General features: G+C 38.1%; 23 protein-coding genes, 2 pseudogenes and 1 riboswitch (1 of these 26 running past the window's edge). Of the genes and pseudogenes, 15 read left to right on the top strand and 10 right to left on the bottom strand.

Annotation, left to right across the window (positions count from 1 at the left end):
- Window positions 1–58: the start of a Parvovirus coat protein VP1-like protein gene (locus ACHZEU_RS07345; RefSeq protein ID WP_404804300.1), read on the bottom strand. The gene continues 206 nt to the left of window position 1, outside the view; the window shows 58 of its 264 coding nt (coding positions 1–58); it begins with the start codon at window positions 56–58; its stop codon lies off the left edge, out of view.
- Between the two features lie 182 nt (window positions 59–240).
- Between ACHZEU_RS07345 and ACHZEU_RS07340 the strand changes: the two genes are divergently transcribed.
- From ACHZEU_RS07340 to ACHZEU_RS07320, 5 genes and pseudogenes are all read left to right on the top strand, one after another.
- Window positions 241–1,290, top strand: coding sequence for a DUF418 domain-containing protein (locus tag ACHZEU_RS07340; protein WP_404804299.1), 1,050 nt, complete (start codon window positions 241–243; stop codon window positions 1,288–1,290).
- 136 nt (window positions 1,291–1,426) lie between these two features.
- Complete coding sequence (locus ACHZEU_RS07335; protein WP_404804298.1) at window positions 1,427–2,083, top strand: hypothetical protein; 657 nt, start codon at window positions 1,427–1,429, stop codon at window positions 2,081–2,083.
- A 23-nt stretch (window positions 2,084–2,106) separates the two neighbouring features.
- Window positions 2,107–3,360: pseudogene (locus ACHZEU_RS07330) on the top strand (glutathionylspermidine synthase family protein).
- A 447-nt stretch (window positions 3,361–3,807) separates the two neighbouring features.
- A complete protein-coding gene (locus ACHZEU_RS07325; protein WP_066038258.1) occupies window positions 3,808–4,314 on the top strand; it encodes a helix-turn-helix domain-containing protein in 507 nt (168 codons plus the stop codon).
- On the top strand, window positions 4,311–5,153 hold the full coding sequence (locus ACHZEU_RS07320; protein WP_066038259.1) for an IS3 family transposase: 843 nt from the start codon (window positions 4,311–4,313) through the stop codon (window positions 5,151–5,153). The genes ACHZEU_RS07325 and ACHZEU_RS07320 overlap by 4 nt, the downstream gene beginning before the upstream one ends.
- A gap of 192 nt (window positions 5,154–5,345) precedes the next feature.
- Here ACHZEU_RS07320 and ACHZEU_RS07315 read toward each other — a convergent pair whose 3' ends face one another.
- Window positions 5,346–5,819: a YbaK/EbsC family protein gene (locus ACHZEU_RS07315; RefSeq protein WP_404804297.1), complete on the bottom strand. Its 474-nt coding sequence runs from the start codon at window positions 5,817–5,819 to the stop codon at window positions 5,346–5,348.
- Window positions 5,820–6,054: 235 nt separating this feature from the next.
- Here ACHZEU_RS07315 and ACHZEU_RS07310 point away from each other — a divergent pair, with 235 nt between their 5' ends.
- From ACHZEU_RS07310 to ACHZEU_RS07300, 3 genes are all read left to right on the top strand, one after another.
- On the top strand, window positions 6,055–7,197 hold the full coding sequence (locus tag ACHZEU_RS07310) for a PstS family phosphate ABC transporter substrate-binding protein (protein ID WP_404804296.1): 1,143 nt from the start codon (window positions 6,055–6,057) through the stop codon (window positions 7,195–7,197).
- Between the two features lie 30 nt (window positions 7,198–7,227).
- Window positions 7,228–7,324, top strand: a riboswitch (guanidine-I (ykkC/yxkD leader).
- A 126-nt stretch (window positions 7,325–7,450) separates the two neighbouring features.
- Window positions 7,451–7,792 carry a multidrug efflux SMR transporter gene (locus ACHZEU_RS07305; RefSeq protein ID WP_004232293.1) on the top strand — a complete coding sequence of 114 codons (342 nt, stop codon included), beginning with the start codon at window positions 7,451–7,453 and terminating at the stop codon, window positions 7,790–7,792.
- Window positions 7,792–8,106 carry a multidrug efflux SMR transporter gene (locus ACHZEU_RS07300; RefSeq protein WP_048391256.1) on the top strand — a complete coding sequence of 105 codons (315 nt, stop codon included), beginning with the start codon at window positions 7,792–7,794 and terminating at the stop codon, window positions 8,104–8,106. The genes ACHZEU_RS07305 and ACHZEU_RS07300 overlap by 1 nt, the downstream gene beginning before the upstream one ends.
- Before the next feature lie 42 nt (window positions 8,107–8,148).
- On the opposite strand, the pseudogene ACHZEU_RS07295 reads toward ACHZEU_RS07300, so the two are convergent.
- The 4 genes and pseudogenes from ACHZEU_RS07295 to ACHZEU_RS07280 all read right to left on the bottom strand — a co-directional run bounded on the left by ACHZEU_RS07295 (window position 8,149) and on the right by ACHZEU_RS07280 (window position 11,958).
- Window positions 8,149–9,033, bottom strand: a pseudogene (locus ACHZEU_RS07295) (glycine betaine ABC transporter substrate-binding protein).
- Window positions 9,034–9,117: 84 nt separating this feature from the next.
- Complete coding sequence (locus ACHZEU_RS07290) at window positions 9,118–9,972, bottom strand: ABC transporter permease (RefSeq protein WP_404804295.1); 855 nt, start codon at window positions 9,970–9,972, stop codon at window positions 9,118–9,120.
- Window positions 9,965–11,164 carry a glycine betaine/L-proline ABC transporter ATP-binding protein gene (locus ACHZEU_RS07285; protein ID WP_048391251.1) on the bottom strand — a complete coding sequence of 400 codons (1,200 nt, stop codon included), beginning with the start codon at window positions 11,162–11,164 and terminating at the stop codon, window positions 9,965–9,967. Before ACHZEU_RS07285 ends, ACHZEU_RS07290 begins: the two co-directional genes overlap by 8 nt.
- A 158-nt stretch (window positions 11,165–11,322) precedes the next feature.
- Window positions 11,323–11,958 (bottom strand): TrkA C-terminal domain-containing protein, encoded by a 636-nt coding sequence (locus tag ACHZEU_RS07280; RefSeq protein WP_404804294.1) that lies wholly within the window; start codon window positions 11,956–11,958, stop codon window positions 11,323–11,325.
- A gap of 269 nt (window positions 11,959–12,227) precedes the next feature.
- Between ACHZEU_RS07280 and ACHZEU_RS07275 the strand changes: the two genes are divergently transcribed.
- The 4 genes from ACHZEU_RS07275 to ACHZEU_RS07260 are packed head-to-tail and all read left to right on the top strand — an operon-like array spanning window position 12,228 to window position 15,749.
- The gene (locus ACHZEU_RS07275) at window positions 12,228–12,959 is read left to right on the top strand and encodes a GTP cyclohydrolase II (RefSeq protein WP_048391249.1); all 732 of its coding nucleotides are present in this window, start codon (window positions 12,228–12,230) and stop codon (window positions 12,957–12,959) included.
- Window positions 12,960–12,974: 15 nt separating this feature from the next.
- Window positions 12,975–14,087 (top strand): bifunctional diaminohydroxyphosphoribosylaminopyrimidine deaminase/5-amino-6-(5-phosphoribosylamino)uracil reductase RibD, encoded by a 1,113-nt coding sequence (gene ribD, locus ACHZEU_RS07270; protein WP_404804584.1) that lies wholly within the window; start codon window positions 12,975–12,977, stop codon window positions 14,085–14,087.
- Window positions 14,084–15,169 carry an FAD-dependent monooxygenase gene (locus tag ACHZEU_RS07265; RefSeq protein ID WP_404804293.1) on the top strand — a complete coding sequence of 362 codons (1,086 nt, stop codon included), beginning with the start codon at window positions 14,084–14,086 and terminating at the stop codon, window positions 15,167–15,169. The genes ribD and ACHZEU_RS07265 overlap by 4 nt, the downstream gene beginning before the upstream one ends.
- 16 nt (window positions 15,170–15,185) lie before the next feature.
- Entirely contained in the window at window positions 15,186–15,749 is a 564-nt protein-coding gene (locus ACHZEU_RS07260) for a 5' nucleotidase, NT5C type (protein ID WP_066036621.1), read from the top strand.
- 42 nt (window positions 15,750–15,791) lie between these two features.
- Here the strand turns inward: ACHZEU_RS07260 and solA are convergent, their stop codons facing one another.
- The 4 genes from solA to ACHZEU_RS07240 all read right to left on the bottom strand — a co-directional run bounded on the left by solA (window position 15,792) and on the right by ACHZEU_RS07240 (window position 20,886).
- Window positions 15,792–16,907: an N-methyl-L-tryptophan oxidase gene (solA, locus tag ACHZEU_RS07255; RefSeq protein ID WP_404804292.1), complete on the bottom strand. Its 1,116-nt coding sequence runs from the start codon at window positions 16,905–16,907 to the stop codon at window positions 15,792–15,794.
- Between the two features lie 125 nt (window positions 16,908–17,032).
- Window positions 17,033–18,382 carry a uracil-xanthine permease family protein gene (locus ACHZEU_RS07250; RefSeq protein ID WP_404804291.1) on the bottom strand — a complete coding sequence of 450 codons (1,350 nt, stop codon included), beginning with the start codon at window positions 18,380–18,382 and terminating at the stop codon, window positions 17,033–17,035.
- Between the two features lie 51 nt (window positions 18,383–18,433).
- Window positions 18,434–19,801, bottom strand: a complete 1,368-nt coding sequence (gene guaD / locus ACHZEU_RS07245; RefSeq protein WP_103117658.1) for a guanine deaminase — start codon at window positions 19,799–19,801, stop codon at window positions 18,434–18,436.
- 194 nt (window positions 19,802–19,995) lie between these two features.
- Entirely contained in the window at window positions 19,996–20,886 is an 891-nt protein-coding gene (locus tag ACHZEU_RS07240) for a LysR family transcriptional regulator (RefSeq protein WP_404804290.1), read from the bottom strand.
- A gap of 117 nt (window positions 20,887–21,003) precedes the next feature.
- Between ACHZEU_RS07240 and ACHZEU_RS07235 the strand changes: the two genes are divergently transcribed.
- From ACHZEU_RS07235 to ACHZEU_RS07225, 3 genes are all read left to right on the top strand, one after another.
- On the top strand, window positions 21,004–22,188 hold the full coding sequence (locus ACHZEU_RS07235; protein WP_404804289.1) for a YbfB/YjiJ family MFS transporter: 1,185 nt from the start codon (window positions 21,004–21,006) through the stop codon (window positions 22,186–22,188).
- A 185-nt stretch (window positions 22,189–22,373) separates the two neighbouring features.
- The gene (locus ACHZEU_RS07230) at window positions 22,374–23,114 is read left to right on the top strand and encodes a class I SAM-dependent methyltransferase (RefSeq protein ID WP_404804288.1); all 741 of its coding nucleotides are present in this window, start codon (window positions 22,374–22,376) and stop codon (window positions 23,112–23,114) included.
- A 13-nt stretch (window positions 23,115–23,127) separates the two neighbouring features.
- Entirely contained in the window at window positions 23,128–23,643 is a 516-nt protein-coding gene (locus tag ACHZEU_RS07225; RefSeq protein ID WP_404804287.1) for a DUF6886 family protein, read from the top strand.
- Window positions 23,644–23,666: the final 23 nt, after the last annotated feature.

Here is a 23,666-nt window from a genome sequence, read left to right as displayed (position 1 = left end):
CAGGACCACAGTAACGGTAGCCGGGATAACAAAAACCGAGCTTGCGATTTCTATTCATCTCCTAAACCTCTCTTTTCGATGTTTTTACTATAAAATATGTAATATTTCATCGTAGAAGAGGATAAAAAACTATAAGACTATTCTTTTTGATTTGTAAGGTTCCCGTAAGCTTAAAAATAATTACTTGTAAGGATGGGGAGTTATGCTAGCTATAGCATAAAAGATAAGGAGTTTTTCAACATGAATCCATCCGTTACACAAAAAGAACGAATCATTGCCTTAGATATTATTCGAGGATTAGCGTTATTTGGTATTTTATTTATTAATGTAGGTGCCTATCAGCTCTTGATGGAGGGTGCACCAATGCCTGATATGAGCGGAATCAATGGAGTTATTGATTCACTTATTAATATTTTTATAGAAAAGAAATTTTTCTCTATCTTTTCATTCCTATTTGGGGTTGGTTTTTATATTTTTGCTACACGTGCAGAAGCGCGGGGAGATAGACCGAGAATGCGCTTTGCAAGACGCTTATTGGCTCTATTGGTTATAGGTATTATTCATATTTTTATTTTTTGGGGCTCTATCCTAGCCATTTACGCAGTGATTGGTTTTTTATTGCTACCATTTTACTCTGCGAAGGTTTCAACCATTTTTAAATGGTTGTTTACGATTATCACACTGCATATTCTGGCATTATTAGGACAAATGTATATGCCGTCTAATACAGTTTCGTCAGCTATATTTGGCTTTTTAGGCAATGATGCCGTAGCCATCTTTATTATGTTTTTAAGTGGATTTTTAGTAGCAAAAGCTGATTGGATTGGGCACATTGGAGCACATAGTCAAAAAATAAAATGGTTGCTTTATAGTACTTTCCCGTTCTTTATTGGATGCTCATTATGGATTTGGTTTGCCTCACAAGCAGATGACCAACAGCTTCAATCTATCATTGGCTTAGGGGTTGTTCCAACAACCTATTTTTATCTAAGTTGTTTGTTTATTCTATTAGAACATAAAACAATAGTGAAGCTACTTCAGCCAATTGGACGTGTGGGGCAAATGGCCTTTACAAACTATTTAGCGCAAAGCTTTATTGGAACAGCCATCATTTCATTAATGGGGCTAGAAGTAGTTTCACCATCAGATATTGTAGTGATAGCGAGTATTACGTTTATCATTCAAATAATTTTTAGCGTGATTTGGTTTAAGTTCTTTACGATAGGACCATTTGAAAAATTATGGCGATATATGACTTATGGAAAAAAAGTCGTGTCCAAACAATCATAAAATACTGTAAATCCCAAACAATCCTACTGTTTGGGATTTTTTCTGCTAAAATAAATTGTATGTTTTTGTAAAAAATGAAACCTAAAATAGGAGATAATCGTAAACTAGGTAGCAGAAATAAAGGAGCGTTTATAATATGGCTAAGCAAATAAAAAAATATATGGCTGTGACAACGGCATCTTTGATGGCTGTGCAGCTTGCAGCATGTGGAAATAGTGAAATACAAACAGCAGAAGAATACCCTTTAACTACTTCTAATCAGATAACTGAAGATCAAAATCAAGCAAATACAAGTGATGAAATAGAAAGTGTTTACAATAGTGAAATGGCTGATGCCTGTGATGAATGGCAAGAAGGTGATGATGGTTCCTTTGAATGTATCGATGAAAATTCACCTTACTATGCCCAGCATTTCTTTAATGGTTTGATGTATGCAACGGCTGGAGCCATGATAGGAAGTGCGATATATAAAAGTCGCAATTTAAAAAATGGTACAGATCGAGATGAGCAAAGCAATGGTGGCGGCTCAGCAGTGCCACGATCGTCATCAAGCGCTAAGGATGAAAGTAAACATACAAATGGTATAACAAACAGTACGCAAAATAAGGCTAGTTCAACTTCAGGTAGCTCAACTTCAAGTGGATCAAATTCTTATTCGAGTGGACAACGCTCCTATTCGACGGATAGTTCATCTAAGAGTTCCAATTCCTACTCCAATAGCTCTTCCTCAAGCACAGGAAAATCGGGCTTTGGTTCAGGTGGGGCATCTCGTGGAGGCTCGTCCTCCTCGTAAGGTTAGGATAGGGAGTGAAGAACATGATGAATCACACACAGCAACGACAAGCATTTTACTCAAAATTCCCTGACTTCTTTCCTGACTTTGAGGATTTAGAGTACGCATTATATGATGTTTTAGAATTGCCAAAGCAACAAATTGATCAACTTCATTATGCAACACAAATGCTTTGGCGCATCTTTTTAAAAGTCGGGAAACAATTTAAACATTTATCGGTCGATCAGCTCTTAGCCTTAGGTATTCGACCAGAAATGATCCCATATATTCAATTAGATTATTTACAGCAGCAATCAATTCTGGCACGATTTGATTTTATTTGTACAGAGGAGGGCTACATTAAATGTTTAGAGTTAAATGGAGAAACCCCTTTTCTTGTACAAGAAACCTTCAAGATGAATGACGCACTATGTCAGCATTTTGGCTATAAAAATCCCAATGATGTAACAGCCTTACAAAAAGCATTGTCGGGCGCTCTTTTTGCTGCCATTCAATATTTACATAATGTCAAAAAGCCGAAGATTGTCATCACAGGAAAAACAGCGAAAGAGGACTACGAWGASTMTKGCMASRWACABYTYATCAAGTCYTGTATTCCTTTTGAMATTGAGTATGTGCCCATACAAGAGCTTATCATCTTTTCTAGTGACACGTCTGAGGTAGCACAAGGTCTTTMTACACCTACAATKGAGAAAATTGATATTTTATTTAGACCCGCAMACCCTGTAGAGTTTTTAAWAGATGATGTGGCAGCAGATGGTGATCGCATTGGCTTGCATCTTTTAGAGCTTGTCAAAAAACGACAGCTAGCAATTATTAATCCACCTGCTGCCTATGTATTACAATCGAAAATCTTATTATGGTTAATATGGGAGCGGAGAAATGATCCATTGCTCTTTACTTCCGAGGAACGAGCAGCTATTTTGCAATATATGCTTCCTACATACCTTACAGCAGAACCATTTATTCGCGATGATGTACCCTATGTCAAGAAGCCAGTTTATTCTCGTGAGGGAAATACAGTAGAAATTTACGCAGGAAGTGGGCGTAGAGTAAATGCTTCTACATCCAAACACTATGATGATAATTTGTTTATTTACCAACAGTATGTGGAGATGCCTAGTATAACAGTGCAGTTAAAAGAAGGATATCGTGCTAAGAAGTGGCTAATTGGCTCATTTGTTGCTGATAATCGTGCATGTGGTTTAAGCTGTCGGGTAGGCAATCAAATTACAGAATGGGATTCACATTGGTTAGCCGTTGGTTACAAGGAATAGCAAATCTATAGTGCTGAAAAACAAAACCACCCATAAAATTTTTTAGAAGGTGAAAATGGATTGCCGTTGCAGGCTACTTGCTTTCCTGTGGGCGAGCGCAGAACCGCTTCCTTCGCTCCGTCCAGCGTTTTGCCTGACTCGCTATCCCACGGGAGTCAAGTAGCCTTCCACTCCAACCTACAAAAGTGTTATCTTTTTAGCAAAGGTTTTCAAATAAAGTGAAGGTGTTCACTTCTTGTCACTCATCACTTCTCCACATTGAAAATAAGAGCTTATCCCCGCTATGAATACAGATAATGGGCGATTTTATTACTATGCTACTATTAAAAAAGTAAAGACACTTTGCAGAATGGTTGATTGAAGAGGAGCCAGCGTCACWCCTAGGGGATTTAGTGAACTGCACCCAAAATATTGGACTTAAAAAATCTAATATAGGGGGTGCAGTTAGTGATTTCTGATGAACAAAAGTTAGCCGCAGTTCTAGCTTACATTGAAGAAAAGGAAAGTACGTATCAGATTGCCAATAGATTACAGAGGGATCGACAGTACGTTCGATTATGGATTGAATTATATCGATACCATGGCATTGAAGGAATTATTCGTCCTCAAGGGTTCACGAATTACGAAGATTCTTTTAAAATAAAAGTAATTCAACACCTGATAGAGACGGGCGATTCGCTCCTTCAGACTGCTGCGAAGTTTAATATTCCTTCTCGTGAAACCATTCGGAGATGGAAAAAACAGTGGATGTCCAAGGCTGGAAAGGTGCTCTATCAAATAGAAAAGGAGCACCAATCAATGCCAAAAAAACAACCACCTTCGTCTGATTTAAATGAAAAAACAACGGAAGAGTTAAAAGCGGAAATTGAGTATTTACGGATGGAAAATGCCTATTTAAAAAAGTTGAAAGCCTTAGTTCAAGAAAAGGAAGCATTCAAACCGAAGAAAAAATGAGAGCTGTGTATGAGCTAAGGCTGGAATTTCCACTTCAAGCTCTATTAAAAGTGGCAAAAATCAAGAAAAGTACGTATTATTATCATCTTCAAAAATGGGTAAAACCAGATAAATATCAGGCGATCAAAGAACGAATCCAGACACTTTTTCATCACCATAAGGGGCGTTATGGCTATCGTCGTATTTGTCTTGCCCTCCGAAATGAAGGTTTTTTCATCAACCATAAAACGGTACAACGATTGATGCAAGAATTGGGCTTAAAAGGGACGGTACGCCCTAAAAAATACCGTTCGTATAAAGGGACAGTCGGCTATGTCGCAGAGAATGTCATCCAACGTGATTTTGAAGCCACTGCATCCAATCAGAAATGGGTAACCGATGTCACAGAGTTTAAAATAAACGGTCAAAAAATCTATGTATCGGCTGTATTAGATTTATTCAATCGAGAAATCGTTGGATATGAGGTATCAAAATCACCTAATTTTGAGTTAGTTCAACAGTCTTTTAAAAAGGCGTTTACGTATACAAAGTTATCGAAAAAGAGTGGCTTAATCATTCATTCTGATCAAGGATGGTTATATCAAATACCCCGTTTTAAAGCGTTATTGACAACGCATGAAATCAAGCAAAGTATGTCACGGAAAGGAAATTGTTTAGATAATGCCGTAATAGAAAGCTTTTTTGGTATTCTGAAATCAGAATTTCTGTACACAACTACGTTTAAAAACTATGTAGAATTTACAAAAGCATTAGCAGATTATATTTACTATTACAATCATGAGCGGATTAAAAGAAAACTCAACGGAAAAAGTCCCGTTGAGTATCGAAAAGCTTCGTAAAAAAGTTTATATTTTTGGGGTCAGATCACGTAAGTGAGAGAAGCGGCTCATTGGACGCCCCCTGGAATGGACGCTGCTGAACGGAAATCAACCCTTACCCTGCCAAAAKGTATTATTTCTCCTAGCGATATTATCTTTTTTCAACAACATGAATTGGCGAGACTTTTTAAAGTATCGCCAATCGTTTGGTCCTTATTCATTCCAGCCTTTACAGACATCAATCCATTCTTTATAGGGAGCATATGTTTCAAGTTCTGAAATGGTTACCTCAATGGCTGAATTACTACTACCGCACGCTGGAAATACTGTAGTAAAACGTTTTAAAGATTCATCTAAATAAATGGCTACGCCCTCATTCACACCAAAAGGGCATACACCTCCGACATCATRGCCGATCATCKTCTCCACATCATCTTTGGATAACATCTTTGCCTTCGTACCAAATACGGCTTTATATTTTGCATTATCGATKTTTGCGTCACCAGCAGCCACAATTAAGATCGCTCCATCATTTACAAGAAAAGATAAAGAKTTTGCTATGCGCTCTGGCTCACAGCCAAGCGCCTGKGCTGCTAACTCAACTGTTGCGGAGMTTTCTTMTAATTCTTGTATTTTGTGTTCTACATGCCATTGTGCTAAATGGCGACGTACTTTTTCAATTGCCATATGTACACCCTMCTACTTGTATCAATTATGCCCTAGCATAGGTTGTCGAGATTTTTTGAGATTTTCGAAAAGATCCCTTTTCTATAGTTGATATACCACCTTCATACAAAAAGCATTCATTAAATCCAGACAAAATTAATTTTACCATAATTTTCAGAATATATAGTTGTGAATGCTTTATCTTTCGGGTACCATTGGTATAAGGAGTGTAAAATTACACTAGGGAGGTCTTTGTATGCTTAGTTTATTACAAATAGTATCGATACTAATTGGTTTATCCGTTGTGACATTAATGGTTGCATTCATGATCACATTWWKTGGTGGGCTGCATTTAATTAATTTGGTCTTTACTATACCTGTTTGTTTATTTGTCTGGATTGTTTGTAGTATGTTTAAATGGACCAACACAAAAAAACGAAGGGGCTTGCTATTTGGTGTCATGGGAATCGCCCTGTTGATTGCAGCCATTAAACCGATTCAACATTATTATAAAATGAGTATTCCCACTGTTGATGCGGAAATTGATGTAACAGTCTATCAGCCATTTGTCCCTGGCAATGAAATAGTGAAAAATAAAGCTACCTTACAATTGACAGAGTCATTACCCCGACTAGATGGTGCAACAGCCATGTACCCTTTATATGCGGCTTTTGTGGAGGCTACGTATCCCAAAGGGGAATATCCTCCATATAATAGTAGAGTTCAAGTAAGTCGTACACCAGAGGCCTATCAAAATTTAATAGCTGGAGATGTTGATTTGATCTTTGTGGCAGCCCCGTCCACCTCACAAGAATGGCAGGCAGAAAAGGAAGGACTTACATTTGATATGACGCCAATTGGTCGAGATGCATTTGTCTTTTTTGTGCATCGTAAAAATAAAATCAATAATTTAACACTTGAGCAGGTCAAAAAAATATATGCTGGAGAAATAACTAATTGGCGTGAAGTGGGTGGGGAGGATGAGGCCATTCGTGCTTTCCAACGCCCAGCAGATAGTGGAAGCCAAACGACACTAGAAAAGCTGATGGGCAATACGCCAATCATGGAGGCACCCACTGAAGATGTTGCATCAGGAATGGGCGGAATCATTCGTGAAGTGTCGCAATATCGAAATTATAAAAATGCCTTGGGCTTTACGTTTWGATATTATTCTACAGAGATGGTTGGTAACAAAAAGATCAAATTACTATCCATTGACGGAGTAGCACCAACAAAAGAAAATATTCAAAATGGTACATATCCTTTAGTGTCTGAATTTTATGCCATCACAGCAGGAACGGAAAATCAAAATGTACAGAAACTGATTGATTGGATACTTTCTGAGGAAGGGCAGGCAATGGTAGMAAAGGTTGGCTATGTACCAGTGGAAAATCATTGAATAGTTTGCTATACTAAGAGTAATAATCGAATAAAAGTTTTCTAGGGTTCCGTAGCGCTTGCTAGTCTGGTCCGAGAGAAAACCACAAATTGATTTTGTGACACGGAAGGATAAAAGCCTGGGAGATACTGTTTAAAGACAGTTTCTTCAGGCTTTTTTTGTTTGGCTAAAATCAAGTCATTTGGCGAATGCTGAAAAAGTAGTTGGATCATCCAATTATTCGGCCGTGTCTTATAAAATGGAGGGATTTATGATGAATAAACAATGGATCAGCGTCATTATAGCGGCTTGCTTTGAAGTTGGCTGGGTCATTGGGTTAAAGCATGCAACAAGTGTACTAGAATGGATTGGTACAGCAATTGCCATTTTTATTAGTTTTTATTTGCTCATTAAAGCAGGTGAGCATCTACCAGTTGGGACCGTTTATGCAATCTTTGTTGGATTAGGAACAGCTGGTACTGTATGTGCGGATAGCTTGCTATTTGGAGAGCCGTGGAAATTAGCAAAAATCATATGTATTGTTGTGTTACTTGCAGGAGTTGTAGGCTTAAAGCTAGTAACAGGAGAGCCTAAGGAACAAGAGGTGAGTGAATAATGGCATGGATGGCATTAGTTGTTGCAGGGTTATGTGAAATGTTGGGCGTATATATGATTAGTAAATATAATAAGACAAAGAGTATGAAAAATTTAGGACTGTTGATTGGTGCATTCACCTTAAGTTTTGCAGGCCTTGCCTATGCGATGGAAACATTACCAATGGGTACTGCCTATGCGATCTGGACAGGGATTGGTGCAGCTGGAGGAGCGCTGCTAGGTATGCTGTTTTTTAATGAATCTAAGGACTGGCGACGCATCGTTTGTATTGTCCTTGTATTAGGAGCAGCAATCATGTTGAAATTGCTATCATAATTAATCAGGCACTCCTCTTATGMAGGDGTGCCTGTTTTTATATTATTTTTTTACGTCTTTTGTCCWTTCAGCCACTTTATCTGGATTAGCATCAACCCATTCTTTCGCAGCATCTTTTGGATCTTTACCATCCATTACTTCTAACATAACACTTTCTAAATCTTCTGCTGTCCAGTGGAAGTTATCGAGTACTGAATATACAYCTGGWAAATCTTCTTTTAAGCCTTTACGTMYGAATGTATTAATCGTTTCTTCTCCACCATATACACCCTTTGGATCTTCTAAGTATTTAAGATCATATTTCGCAAATTTCCAGTGTGGTGACCAGCCTGTGACAATAATCTCTTCCTTATCTTTCAGCGCTTTTGATAATGCAGTTGTCATCGCACCARMAGAAGAAGTAATAAAGTTCCAAWCTRCTAAATTGCCCTAAAACACTAATGCTTTTTCTGTAGCAGCAGTAATGCCCGCACCTGGCTCAATACCMGTGATTGTATGATCTGCTTCATTAGATAAATCTTCAATAGAATTGACATCCATATAGCTTGGTACAACTAAACCGATTTTTGCACCAGCAAGGTTTTCACCTAGCTCATCTAAATCAGCTTTATATTTTTCATATTGTGAAGCATGTGTATGTGGTAGCCAAGCAGCAACCATTCCATCAGCCTCTCCTTTCGAGACAGCCTCCCACATGATCGCATTATCCAAAGGAGTTAATGTTACATCATAACCTAAATCTTCGAGTACCTGCCCAACAACATTCGTTGAGGCAATTTCTGTATCCCACTCAACATAGGCTAGGTTTACCTCCTTAGAATCACTGTTTTTTCCAGAACTTGAGCCTGAGTCGCCTCCACTACATGCAGCAAGCATGAAGCCTAGACCTAGAGCCATTCCTAACTTTGATAGTGTTTTCAGTTTCATCGAATCTCCCTTTCTCTTCATCATTTTGTATCCAAACTGCCGACATCCACCGGAGGATGGATGGTAGCAAGAAAGATGACATTTTTATAATGCTTTCTTTTTATTGAGGCTTTGTGTTAAACGKTCAAWAATGATCGCGAAAATAACTAAGCCTAATCCTGCAACGAAGCCATTCCCAACTTGAGTACGTTGAAGGGCTGTTAATACTTCACGTCCTAGACCAGGAGCCCCAATCATAGAGGCAATAACTACCATAGAAAGTGACAGCATAACGGTTTGGTTAATCCCTGCCATAATGGTTGATTTAGCAAGGGGGATTTCTACTTTAAATAATTTTTGGCTAGCTGTACTACCATAGGAGTCTGCAGCTTCCACTAATTCTTTTGGTACTTGACGAATACCGAGGTTTGTCATACGTACAGTTGGGGGTAAAGCAAAGATAACGGATGCAAAGACACCAGGTACAATACCAATACCAAAAAAGGCAACGGCTGGAATTAAATAGACAAAGCCAGGCATTGTTTGCATGAAATCTAGTATTGGTTTAATAATGTTTTCAGCTACCGTTGATTTTGACATTAAGATACCTAGTGGAATACCGATGATGATGGATATAATACTGGAAAAGATCACAAGCGTGGTTGTTTCCATAAGATGAGTCCATAATCCTTGGTTATAGATAAACAACAAGCCAATTAATGAGAATGCAGCAAGCCCTAACTTTTTGCCTGAAACGAAGAAGGCAAATATCACGACAAGAAGTATAAGAATAATGGCTGGGATACTAATTAATAAATCAGTGACCTGATTCATGAGTAGTTTTCCGAATTGCTGAATAGAGTTAAAGAACGCTGAAAAATTACTCGTCAACCAGTCCATAGCTGATTCTACCCACGGAGCTAGTGGTAATGTTGGAATATTATCTAAAAAGTTATTCATGTGATTCGGCCTCCTCATCGCTAGTTGACAGTGCTTGGATGACAACGCCTCTAATTAGTACACCAAGCAAGCGACCATCTTTCACAACGGCAATAGGAGTAGGAGAATTATAAATCATCCCTAAAATATCCTGTAGTAGCATATCTGGTGGAACAGTTAATACTTCTGATTGCACAATAGAATGGACGGTTTGCTCTTGTTTCTTCGCTGCAGCTAGTGCATCGTCTGCAGTGATATAGCCTTTTAAATGTCTATTTTTATCAACAGCCATTAATAAACTTACAGCCTCTTGACGCATACGCTTTAGTGCCACTTTAGGGCCATCTAGGTCTGTATTGACATAAACTGGACGTACCATGACATTTTCAGCTGTCAATACTTTAGAACGATCCACATCTTCCACGAATGTTTTGACATAATCATTTGCTGGGTTGGTTAATATTTCTTCACCCGTACCAATCTGAATGATAGAGCCATCCTTCATAATGGCAATGCGATCCCCAATGCGTAATGCTTCATTTAAATCATGTGTGATAAATAAAATAGTTTTTTTCAATGTTTGTTGTAGATCGAGTAGCTCATCTTGCATTTCCTTGCGAATCAATGGATCAAGTGCTGAAAATGCTTCATCCATTAGTAATATTTCAGGATCATTAGCAAGGGCTCGTGCTAAACCAACACGCTGCTGCATACCACCTGATAACTGATTTGGATACTGGTCTTTATAAGCGAGTAATCCAGCATTTTCTAAAGCCTGTTCAGCTTTTGCTTGCCGTTCTTCTTTTGAAATACCTCGAATTTCAAGGCCATATTCGGTATTTTGAAGTAATGTACGATGGGGGAATAAACCGAAGTTTTGGAAAACCATGCTCATTTTGTTTCTTCGTACAGACCGTAGACTTTCTTTTCCCATGGTAGAAATATTTTCTCCATCGATATATATATTTCCGCTCGTTGGTTCAATTAGGCGGTTTAAAAGCCTTATAAGCGTAGATTTGCCACTTCCTGACAATCCCATAATAACAAAGATTTCTCCTTCGTTGACAGTAAAGCTTGCATCGTATACTCCAACAGTTGCACCTGTTTCTTTTAAGATATCAGTCTTACTTTTTTGTTGCTTAACGAGTTCTAGTGCTTGGGGAATATGTTTGCCAAACACTTTCGATACGTGTTCTATTTTAATTTTTTCCATAGAAGCACTCCTTTCGTAGATTATTACTATGTGAGGATAATGATACCCAAAAATAAACAAGTAACAACCTTACTGTAGCAAAGGGTTGTTACTTTTGTCAAATCGACAAATAAGAAAAAACCCGCTTAAACGCTGTTATATCAGCGCTTAAACGGATTTTAATTTGGGTATAAAAAGCTTTGAACTCTAGCGAAACTTTCATCATTTCCAACAAAATAAATAATGTCCCCTTCTTCAAATGAGACATAAGGACCAGGGGATAGTAATAATTCGTTGCCACGTCGAATACCAACGATAGTACTAGAAGTATTTTGCCAAAAATTTAAAGCTTGTACAGTTTGATGAATGCATGGACTATCAGCTGTCATTTCTAATTGATAGGRGATGAACGGATTGACTGACCGGTAATGCTCTGTGCGGCTAATTAGTTGCTTTGCCTTGTCTTGTAAATTAATCAATTCATGATGTTGCTTTTGAATACTTGTCAAAAGTTCATTTTGTATTTCATGAATCGATTGTACATCATGAAACTGTCTGACGAATTGAGCCGCTTTTTCATACGATTTTATAATTACGCCACTACCTTTTGAAGCTTCAACAATTTCTAAGTCTTGCAAAACGGCAATAGCTCTTCTTGCAGTCTCAGCAGAAACATTATATTGACTGGCAAGAGAGGATCTTGCATATATTTTATCGCCAATGCTGTATTTTCTTTCAACAATCTTGGAGGCGAGATCAATGGCTATTTGTTGATATTTTGGTTGCTTTAGTTGAACATTTTTTTCTAAGTTCATGTTAAACTTCCTTTCGTCATTWCAGTAYYACAGCTTATTATAGACTAGCCTGCACAGAAAAAATAGCATCTCCATAAGCTAGTAGTATATGATGAAAAAGTAATAATAAAATTATCATCCCTAATAATTATAATTAAAGAGTAATAGCKSWCKAWWKACRCWWKWKAKTTAKWRWTATAAACTAAGTTACGTTATGTAAGTGATGTGAAAATACATGTGCTCAGTTGGTGAATTTAGCCAACTGTTTCTATAGAAGGTTGGAGATTAATATGACAATTACAACTAAAGTGATGGACTTAGTAAAAGATAAAATGACGTTAGTAAAGCATACAAATACAGAGAATATTTGCCTAGTTGGACCAGTGAAATTGCCTGTAAAACAAGGCGATTTTTCTGCAACTTTTCAATGGTATAACTGGCTTAAAATTGATGCGAATTTAACTAAAGAAGAAATCATTGATGGATTAGCCGCTGCTAATTTAGCATTTTTACAACAATCCTCTGTGCTTGTATATGGTGATTTTACCCATTCAGAAGATGCTTTAATCCGAATGCATAGTATTTGTCACACAGGCGACATATTTGGCAGCCAGCGTTGTGATTGTGGATACCAGTTGCATGAGTCTATGAAAATGATAGTTGAGCATGGCTGTGGTGCTATATTTTATTTAGCTGATCATGAAGGTCGTGGTATTGGACTATTCTCTAAATCTCTTGCTTATTTATTGCAAGAGGAAGGGCTCGATACAGTTGAAGCAAACCATGCACTTGGCTTCCCAGATGATACACGTTCTTATGACGAAGCACTTGCGGTATTAGCTACACTGCGTACCAAACCAGTAACACTTATTACAAATAATCCGAAGAAATTGGCTGCATTACAGGCTCGTGGCATGGCTGCGGAAGGGCATGTTCCTTTATGGGGCGGTTTGACAGAGACGAATCGTTTTTATTTAGAAACGAAAGTTGAAAAATCTGGACATATACGTGAAAAGCAATAGGTGGAGGTTGCGATGATGATGAATGTAGATGAAAAGTATATGCAACTGGCTTTGGATTTAGCAGCTAGTGCTAAAGGAAATACGAACCCTAATCCACTTGTTGGGGCTGTAATCGTGAAGAACGGTGTGATTGTAGGTACAGGTTTACACAGAAAAGCAGGGGAACCACATGCTGAAGTGCATGCTTTTCGAATGGCTGGAGAGCATGCACTGGGTGCTACGTTATATGTAACGTTAGAGCCTTGTTCACATTATGGTAAGACACCTCCTTGTGCCAATTTAGTGAAGGAATCTGGTGTCAGTCGAGTGGTAATTGCTATGCAAGATCCAAATCCAGCAGTAGCAGGTCGTGGCATCCAATTGCTACAAGATGCTGGAATAATGGTGGAAGTGGGGGTTTTAGAGCAACAAGCGCGCCGTTTAAATGAGCGTTTTATTCACAATATGCTTACGCATCGTCCTTTTGTTATTTCAAAATTTGCTATGACTCTAGATGGGAAAATTGCTACGCATACAGGACATTCAAAATGGGTAACTGGAGAGGGTGCACGTGAGGATGTTCACCATATTCGTCATGAAGTAGATGGAATTTTAGTTGGCGTGGGTACAGTCATTGCTGATAATCCTTCTTTAACAACAAGACTAAAAGAGGGATATGGAAAAAASCCAACACGTATTATTATGGATAGTTCTCTACGTACACCTGACAATGCAAATGTCTTGAATACAGAGGATGCACCAACGATTCTTGTTTGTAGTGACGACGTAAACCAAGAAAAAATTCATTTATTTACAGAAAAAGGTGTTACAGTTTTACCCGTACAAAAAAATGAATATGGATTACAGATTGATGAGATGCTTGAAAAGCTTTATATACACGGCATAACAGATATTTTGCTAGAAGGTGGAAGTAAAATGAATGCTTCCTTTTTACAGCAAGGTGCAATCGATAAATATGTAGTATATATAGCACCTAAAGTTTTGGGTGGAAATCTATCGTTAACGCCGTTTGCTGGCTATAATCCCTCTCTCATGCATGAGGCATGGAATGTTGAGTTTGCATCATTTGATAAAATAGGCGAGGATTTGCGTATTATTGCCTATCCAAAGCAGGGTGAAAAAAAGTGAACTATCAAGCAGATGTCTGTATAGTAGGGGCAGGTCCTGCTGGTGCATTGTTAKCCTACCTACTTGCTAAAAAAGGGCTGTCAGTGATTTTATTAGAGCAAAATGTAGCACTTGGTCAGGCATTTCGTGGCGAGCATTTAAATGAGGAAGGGGAGGCTGTTTTAAAAAGCCACCATCTTTTCGAAGCAGTCGAGGCACTCGGTATATTACGAATGGAGAAACTTGAGTATTATGCTGGTGGCAGAGCATTKAAAACAATTCTTCCAGATGAAGCAATAGGACATTTAGGCATTCATGTACCACAGGCAAATTTATTAAAAGGAATTTTACAAAAAGCACAGCTGTTCCCTAACTTTACATGCTTGCTACATACAAAGGTAACAAAGCTGATCGCGGATGCTACTGGTCATTWTAGAGGCGTTATGGCGATAAAAAACVGGGACCCTATACAAATCGATAGTCAGTTAATTATCGGTGCGGATGGTCGTTATTCTACTATTCGTAAGCAAGCACATATTGATGTTCAGAAACAGAAGCATGGCTTTGATTTACTGTGGGCTAAAATTCCTGCGCCAGCTGATTGGGAACCATCCATAAAAATGGCACTCATCGATGATAAGCAGCTGTCATTGTTTACACAAGTTGGTGGTTTTCTTCAAATAGGCTGGAATATTGAGCAAGGTAGTTTCCCTCAGCTTCGAAAACTAKCATTTACACCCTTTATCCAGCAGCTTRTGGAGGCATTTCCAGAATTAACGAAGACAGTGCAGGCACAGATAACTTCCTGGCAGGATTTTGTTTTGCTTGATGTCTTTAGTAGCCATTGTAATAGTTGGGGGACAAAGGGCCTTGTCTTGCTAGGRGACGCTGTTCATACAATGACACCAACAGGCGCTTTTGGGCTGAATAGTGCACTAAAAGATGCAGATTGTCTTGCATCATTGCTAAATAAAGACACACTAGCACAATTTAACGTACAATATTTTCAACAAATGCGTAAGCAAGCCATTGAGGAAGTATTAGCAAAACAAATTGAAAAAGAACAGACATTTGCTTCTAACTTTATAAACAAGGCTTCGTGAAAGGACGAACAACTAGATGAAGTTTGGCTTTGATATAGATGACACATTAATTGATTTACGAGCACATGCCTTTTCACTTTATAATAAAAAGCTTGGCAAAAAGGTTTCCTTTGAAACCTTTCAAGCGATACAACGAGTAGAAATTCATGAACCATTTGGATTAACAGATGAGGAAGGAACTGCCTTGTGGAATAGCGCATTGGAAGAGATCTATTTTACGGACTGTCCATCTTTTGATGGTGCTTTAAAAGCCCTCCAAGCTTTAGCAGAGCAGGGACATGACATTTACTATATTACATCTCGTCCAAAGCAATATTGTGCGCAAACAAAAGCTTGGATGGAGGCACAGGGCTTTCCAATAACAGACGGTCATTTTTTTTGTGGCATGCAAGATGCAGAAAAGGTAGCCATTATAAAAGAGCTTGCTTTAGATATTTATGTAGATGATAAACCAGCAGTACTTGAGACACTTCATGATGTGACAACTAAGGTAATCTTAAAGAATCAATCTTATAACCAGCATGTAAATCTTCCACGTTTATATGATTGGCAAGAGTTTCAAACGATGTTAACAAAATAAAGGATTGGTGCAACGACTAACCGTTGTACCGATCCTTTTTTGCTAAAATCGACTAAGTTTAAAGGTAGATAAATCTTGTTTACTTTTGCCTTCTATAATTAAATCTGCAAGAGCTTCTCCAACGGCACTACTAAATTTAAAGCCATGACCAGAAAAACCTGCAGCAATCACAATATTCTGATGTTCAGGTAAAAAGTCGATGATGAAATCTTCATCTGGTGTCATCGAATACTTACATGTTTTTCCGTATTTAAGCGTTCCATGCTGAGGCATAAACTGATCAWTRAAGTWTTKTAAGTYAMCAKCATCAGACGCATCAAHVGGACGTAGAGBGTCGTDKGGWTTAAHYACVTCACCVCCATCGTGTCGTCCAAGTTTTAACCCCGCTCCATCAATACTTGGAAAGCCGTAGTAGGTTGAATCGGCAAATTCAAAGCAATAGGCAGGAAAAACTTCATCACGATACAGCTGCTTATCTGCCTCAAACCATGCAAAGGTTTTCCGCGTTGGTGTGACGGGTATGCTCACATCTACTGTTTGTAATAATTCTGTTGCCCATGCACCCGCCGTTACTATTAATTGCTTTGCTTTATAGCTATTATGTACTGTTTGTACCTGTACAATAACACCAGCTTGGATAGCCAATACTTTTTCATTTGTTCGGAGGCTTGCACCCGCCTCCAAGGCTAATTTTTTATAGGCTTGGATACATGCTTCAACACGAAGGACACCAGCTGTAGGTTCAAAGCAAGCAACTAAATTTTTTGGCAAGAATAACCCTGGCCATKTGTTCATTGCTTCAGCAGGTGAATAGTGTTCAAGCGCTAAATTATAGAGCGCAGCACTAGCCTTCACATTTTGAATGAAGGCACATGTTGGCTCTCCAATATTAACTACACCAGTTTGTAAAAATAAGCTTTCATTTGCTAAAGACTCTAGCTCTTGCCAAAGCTCGCCAGCTCTTTTTACAAAAGGTACATAGCTAGCTCCTTCACCATAGGCAAAGCGAATGATTCTTGTATCCCCATGATGACTACCTTCTTCATGGGGTGGAGTAAAGGCATCTAGCATAAGTACATTTTTTCCTTCCTTTGCTAAAAAGTAACCAGCCGCCATCCCCATGGAGCCAGCACCAACTATTATGACATCATAGTCCATTTTAATCCCTACTTTTTTACTCTAGTATAACAGATTTATAGGAAAGGAAACAGAATTTTAGAAAATAAATAGACACAGCACCTGCAATCCGAATGGACTAGAGATGCTGTGCGTTGAGATAGCTACTATTTTGAGCTTGGTAAAATTTTATTAAGGAAAATCGCTACGAGCGCAGCGGTTGCAATAGGCGAACCAAATAAATACTGCACGGTTGTAGGTAAGGAATACAGGAAATCATTAGGCAATAATGTCAATGCTAACGTTAAAATAACAGGAATCGCGATGACATACATTTCCTTTTCACCAATATGTTCATTTTTCATGACCTGTAAACCACTAATGGCTATTATGCCGCAGACGATCACAAATACACCACCAATAACAGCTGAAGGAATTGCTGAGATGAGTGCTGCTAATTTACCAGAGAAGCCGAAGACGATAAACCAAATACCTGCTGCTATAAAGACACGACGGCTCGCAATCCCAGTAATAGAGATAACACCTGCATTTGTTGAATAACCTGTCACAGGAGTGGAGCCAAGTAAAGAAGCAATAAAGCAGCCAATTCCTTCACCAACAACACCACGGTTAATTTGTTTATTTGTTAAAGGTTGGTCGATGACATTGCTAATGGCAAACCATGTTCCTGTTGTTTCAGCCATTAAGACAATATATATAATGACCATTGTGATAATAGCAGAAAAATTAAAGCTAAAACTAAAATCTGCAAATGGAATTTGTGGCATGCTAAACCATTTGGCTTGCGATACAGGAGATAAATCTAAAACACCCATGATATTTGCTGCAATACTACCAGCAATTAAGGCGATGATGACAGAAGCAATTCGGAATAGACGTCCTTTTTGATGGAAGACTGTGCCTAACATGACACAAATAATTAATACGAATGCTGAGATAAGTGCTAAATAAATGTTTTGATTTATGGATGCGCCTGCACCATTAAAAATATTATCACTTAAACCAACAGGCATTAAGGACAATCCAACCACAAAGATAATCGTTCCACCAACAATTGGTGGAATAAATGTTTGGACAATTTTATTGAAGATACCTGTATAGCCTAAAATAATAACCAAAATGGCTCCAATTAAACTAGCACCTAGCACAGTACTCCAACCTAAATCACCACTACCACTTGCTGCATAGATCCCAACAATGGCACCAAGTGGAACATAGGATGGACCTTGTGCCATCGGTAATTTCATACAAMAATGTKTTYGSACAATCGTCGCGACCCCAGCTGCAATAAAGGTTGATTGAATCAAGGCGCTTGCCTGACCAGTTTGTAGACCGATTAGCATGGCAATTAAAAAGGGCACCACATAAACATCCATAGCCATAACATGCTGTAAACCGAGTAGAGCAGACTGACCGAACGAAATTTTTTCATCTGGTAACACGGTTAATTGTGTTTGTTTTGTTTGATTAGTTAGTTTTCTATGTTGTGTTTCCACGAAGTTGTACACCTCAAAATGATAGATTTTTATTAGAGAATAAGAGAATGGTTAGCCTCTCGTATGAACTTTATTTCCTTGCACCCATACCTCGCGGATATTTTCTGGGCGTACAAGATACATGATTTTTTGGAATATATCGTGTAAATCTTCATTTGGATCAAAAATCGGAAGCCTAGCAGTAGGAATTTTTGTATCGATAATTTGTACATCCCATGTATAGTTTTCCTGTAAACGGCCAATTGGAAGACTTAAGCTTTCTCCACCACCAGCTGTCGCTAGATAGAAGGCCTCATTTATTGTAATGCGTGAATTTGGGATACCACGCTTTTCGGCGGAAATGGTTGTATCTACACCATCCTCTAGCATTCTCGATGACATAACAGCTTGTCTTGCATTATCAAAAAGACTTGGAGAAAATCCGCCTGAAACATCTGAACCTAGTCCAATATCAACGCCCATTGCATGAAAGCGGGCGATTGGAATCACGCTGTTAGCAAAATAGGCATTAGAGATTGGACAATGACCTATGGCAGTGCCAGTTTCAGCAAATAATCTGGCATCCTCATCGCTTAAGAAATTACAATGAGCCATGACAGATTTTTCACCTAACAAACCAAAATTATGTAAGGCGACGGCATCATTTTTGTTGAATCGTTCTTTAACGTAGCTGTGCTCCCAGTCACTTTCACTACAGTGTGATTGGATATGTGTATCATACTTCGCAGCTAATTCACCTAAGCCCTTTAAGGCACCGTCTGTACAGCTTGGAATAAAGCGAGGAGTGACAACGGGGTAAACACCCTGTTTAGTCGTTTTGGCTAAATTTTTTACAGCTAAAATAAATTCCTCCGTATCCTCTAATGCGGTTTTTGTGTTTTCATCTCGATAAAAATCAGGATTCTGTTCAGGATCGTCCATGACCACTTTTCCGACTAATCCTCGTTGTCCCTTTTCAGCACAGATTTTCGCTAAAAGTACACTGGCCTCCTTATGGACCGTCGCAAAATATAATGATGTAGTTGTACCATTGGCAAGTAGTGTGCTTACTAAATCCTCATAAACTTCTTGAGCAAATACTAAATCGGAGAATTTTGATTCGATAGGGAAAGTATAGGTGTTTAACCAATCGTAAAGAGGAATGTCTAAAGCTGTCCCAGATTGTGCCCATTGAGGTGCATGTACATGCAAATCGACAAATCCCGGTAGGAAATATTGGCCTTCAGCTAATGCATGGAAGTTATTTTGATCTTGATATGTAATTAATAGTTGTTGGTAATCAGGTTGTTCGGGAGCGATAGTTTTAACAATCATACCGTCAGCATTAATGAAAAATAAATAATCCTTTAAAATGTGAACGTCAGTAGCAGATTTACTAGTAAAAGCTGTTCCTTTGAAAATACGCGTATATTCAGACATAAAAACCACCTTAATGTTCGTTTATTGATAATAACACGGATTATTATAGGCTATAAAAACTATTAAGTCTACAAAAAAACGAATATTAATATAATGACTAAAGAAATGCATGCACCTTTTTAACTACATTTTTACAGCTTTGACAAGCGTTGATAGATAATAAAAGAAGGCATCTATTTGAGAGTGCCTTCTTTCTATATGATCGATTCATTGATGATGTGAAGAAAATTATTAAAGGATGTGGAGTGATGCAATTCATTTTTTCTTGTACAAAGGTAAATCGGTCGTTGGATATCAATGTCCTTAATAAAAACGCGGGCAACTTGCTGCTGTAGAATAAAGCTAGAAGCTGCTATGGATGGTGCTAGCATTGTACCAAAACCTGCCGCAATGGCATGTATGGATTCATTAATCCCGTCTAGTTGTAAACCTACTTTCGGTGGAGGAATTTTATGCACTTTACATAGKGCATTTAAGTATTCTTTTGTGGAACTACCTTGTACCCTTGTGACGAAGGGCTGCTGCATAAGTTCTGCAAGCGATACTGTTTGACCTGCCAGATGATGATTGTACGGCACAATAAACCAATAATCCAAATTCATTAGAAATTGATAATTAATATCAGCATGATGTCCATCTTCTTTGACGATAAAAGCTAAATCAGCTTTATAATGGAGTAAATCCTCAATCACTTGCTGGGAATTGGCGGTCTTTAAATGAATATGTGTTGCTGGATAAACTTGTTTAAATTGAGCTAACCATTTAGGTAGTAAAAAATGGGAGGGAACATGCGTGGAGGCAATTTGCAGTTCTTCATTGCCCGTATTTTTAAGCTGTTCAACTTTATTTTCAATATCAGTTTCTAGATCAAATAAGCGCTGTGCCTGTTTGTATAAAAAAGTACCATTTTGTGTTAGCGAAATGCCCCTACCTTTGGCTTCTAGCAGTGTCAAGCCTAGTTCTTTCTCTAAATTTCGAATTTGAATGGTTACAGCAGGCTGACTTATCATAAGTGTCTGTGCCGCTTTGGAAACACTATTGAGTTCAGCCACCTTTGTAAATAAACGTAAAGCATGTAAATTCATGTCGTTACACCTTTCATAAATTTTTTTTATGCTTTTATATACATTATATATTAGATTTATTAATTTGCGCTCTGTATCCTTTTAATTACAGTAGAATATATGAGAGGGGGGTTCATCATGAATCGACAACATATAGGAATTGTCTTTGGAGGAATTTTATTATTAGTTGTTGCTATGGGGATTAGTCGATTTGCCTTCACACCGATTCTACCCTTTATGCGTCATGATGTAGGGTTTTCATTGGAAGTGGCTGGTTTTTTAGCTTCAAGCAATTATATTGGTTATTTCATTGGCGCATTATGGGCAGGGTTCATTTATCGTCAACGTAAAAATGTTTTAATGGTAAGTGTTGTTACCAATGTCCTATCTGTTATATTAAGAGACATAATAGAAGTGTATAGTGTTTGGCTAGTTCTGCGTTTAATTGCGGGCATTACAGGGGGCCTTATTTTTGTGTTAACATCGAGTATTATTATGGATTACTTGGCGAAGCATTCATTATCACGATGGTCTGGCTATGTATTTAGTGGTATAGGCTTAGGGATTGCTATTTCAGGTTTATGTGTACCTGCTATAGAAGCAAGATTTGCTTGGCAGGGTGCATGGTTAGGCTTAGGAATTTTATCAGCGATTTTTTTATTTATTACCTCTTATTTATGGAGAAGTTTAGTGGTGCAGGACATCACAAAAGTTACGAAATCTCTTGATACAAAAATGACAAAGGGTTTTATGCCATGGCTGATTTTATCCTATGGTTTAGAGGGGTTAGGCTATATTATTACAGGTACTTTTTTAGTCGATATTATTCATAATATTCCTTCTCTTCAAGCTTACTCTTCCTATAGCTGGGTCATTGTGGGGCTCGCGVCTATTCCATCAGCTCCTGTTTGGACGGTCTTATTAGAGAAGTTTTCAGCTATAAAAATTTTGTTTGTGGCATACATACTGCAAGTGGTTGGTATCCTGTTACCTKTTTTTGCACAAACGGTATGGAGCGTTTTATTAGCATCTTTTTTATTCGGTCTAACCTTTGTAGGAATTGTCACGCTAACTACTTCCTATGCTCGACAGCTATTCCCGACAAAGAGCGGATTCGTTGTTTCTTTATTAACAACCTTTTATGCTTTTGGACAAATTATCGGACCGATTATCGCAGGAAAACTGGTTGAAGTTTATAGTAGCTATAAAGCAGCACTTATATTTGCTGGTGTCATAGTGTTTCTTGCATTGCTCGTTATGGTAATTGGTAGATGGCTAACTGTAAAAAAAGAAGCTGTTGCTGAACATACAATTTCTATATAACGCATAAAAGCCAGAGATCCTATTTGGATTTCTGGCTTTATCATTTACTTAAAGAAGCCGTGCCTCTATCTACATGATATTAAAAAATAAAATAAAAGTCTATATATTTTTTTCTTTATATGGAAAAATAGACAAGTGCACACAGGACGTAACGTTACGATTTTACTTTGAAATGGGGACTGTAAATGAACACAGAACAAGCTATTCAACGCTGGAATCGATATGCGGAAAGGTATACAGCAAACTACGATGAGCAGGGGGATATTCATCGTGTCATACTGTTAAATCCCACTATCTTTTCTTTGCTAGGTGAGGTAGATGGAAACCATCTATTAGATGCAGGATGTGGAGAAGGCTATTTAAGCAGATTACTGGTAAAGAAGGGTGCAAGAGTAACAGCTGTTGATTTTTCACAAAAAATGCTAGACATTGCTATGGAAAGAACACCACAGCAGGAAGCTATTCAATTTTTACACGGGAATTGTGAAAATTTATCCTTTTTAGCAGATGAACAATTTGATGGTATTGTTTCAAATATGGTTCTCCAAGATTTAGAGGATTATCAGGCTGCTCTATGTGAGATGTTTCGATTATTAAAACCTAATCGCACTTTTATTTTTTCGATTTTACACCCATGCTTTGTGACACCAAATAGTGGATGGATGAGACATGAGCAGCTAGATCAACAGTATTGGAAAGTCCAACGTTATTTTTATGAAGGGGAGTATCACCAGCTAGATGCTGACCCACCAATAGTTCTATACCACCGAACATTAACAAGCTATGTGCAAGCAATTAGGCAAGTTGGATTTACTATTGAGACTATTGTAGAGCCCAAGCCATCACAAGACATGCTAAGGAAGTACCCTCAATTTGCGGAAGATTTGCATTGTGCAGATTTTATTGTTTTTAAATTAAAGAAATAAAGGAGAAGTACCGATGCGTTTATTTCATGTCAGTGAAGACCCTACTATTATGATTTTTCATCCTCGACTGCCTGAGCGACCAGATTTAGATGCCAAAAAAGGGCTAGTATGGGCAATCAACGAAAGATGCCTGCCAAACTATTTAACGCCAAGAGATTGTCCGCGTGTCTGCTTTCATGCAGGAGATCAAACAACAGAGCAGGACAGACAGCAATATCTACATCAAGCTTCACATGTAGTAGTCATAGAAAACAAGTGGTGGGAAGTATTGAAAACTACAAGTCTTTACCTATATGAGTTTGATAGTAATGGATTCACTTTACAGGATGATATTGCGGGCTATTATACGAGTGAATTAACACAAATGCCCATCCATGTCTCAGAGATCAATGATATAGCTAAAGCATTATTGGAGCGCAATGTTGAATTGCGAATCGTGGATAGCTTATGGGAAATACATGATAAAATCCAAACTACAAGCTTAAATTGGTCCATGTGCAGAATGCGCTTTGCACAACCAAGATTCTAAAAACAAGCCTCGTTATGCACCTA

The sequence above is a fragment of the Lysinibacillus sp. S1 genome (genome assembly GCF_044986265.1).
Taxonomy (GTDB): Bacteria; Bacillota; Bacilli; order Bacillales_A; family Planococcaceae; genus Lysinibacillus; species Lysinibacillus capsici.
The sequence above is the reverse complement of the archived record's forward strand: the minus strand, read 5'-3'. Positions and strand labels throughout refer to the sequence as shown.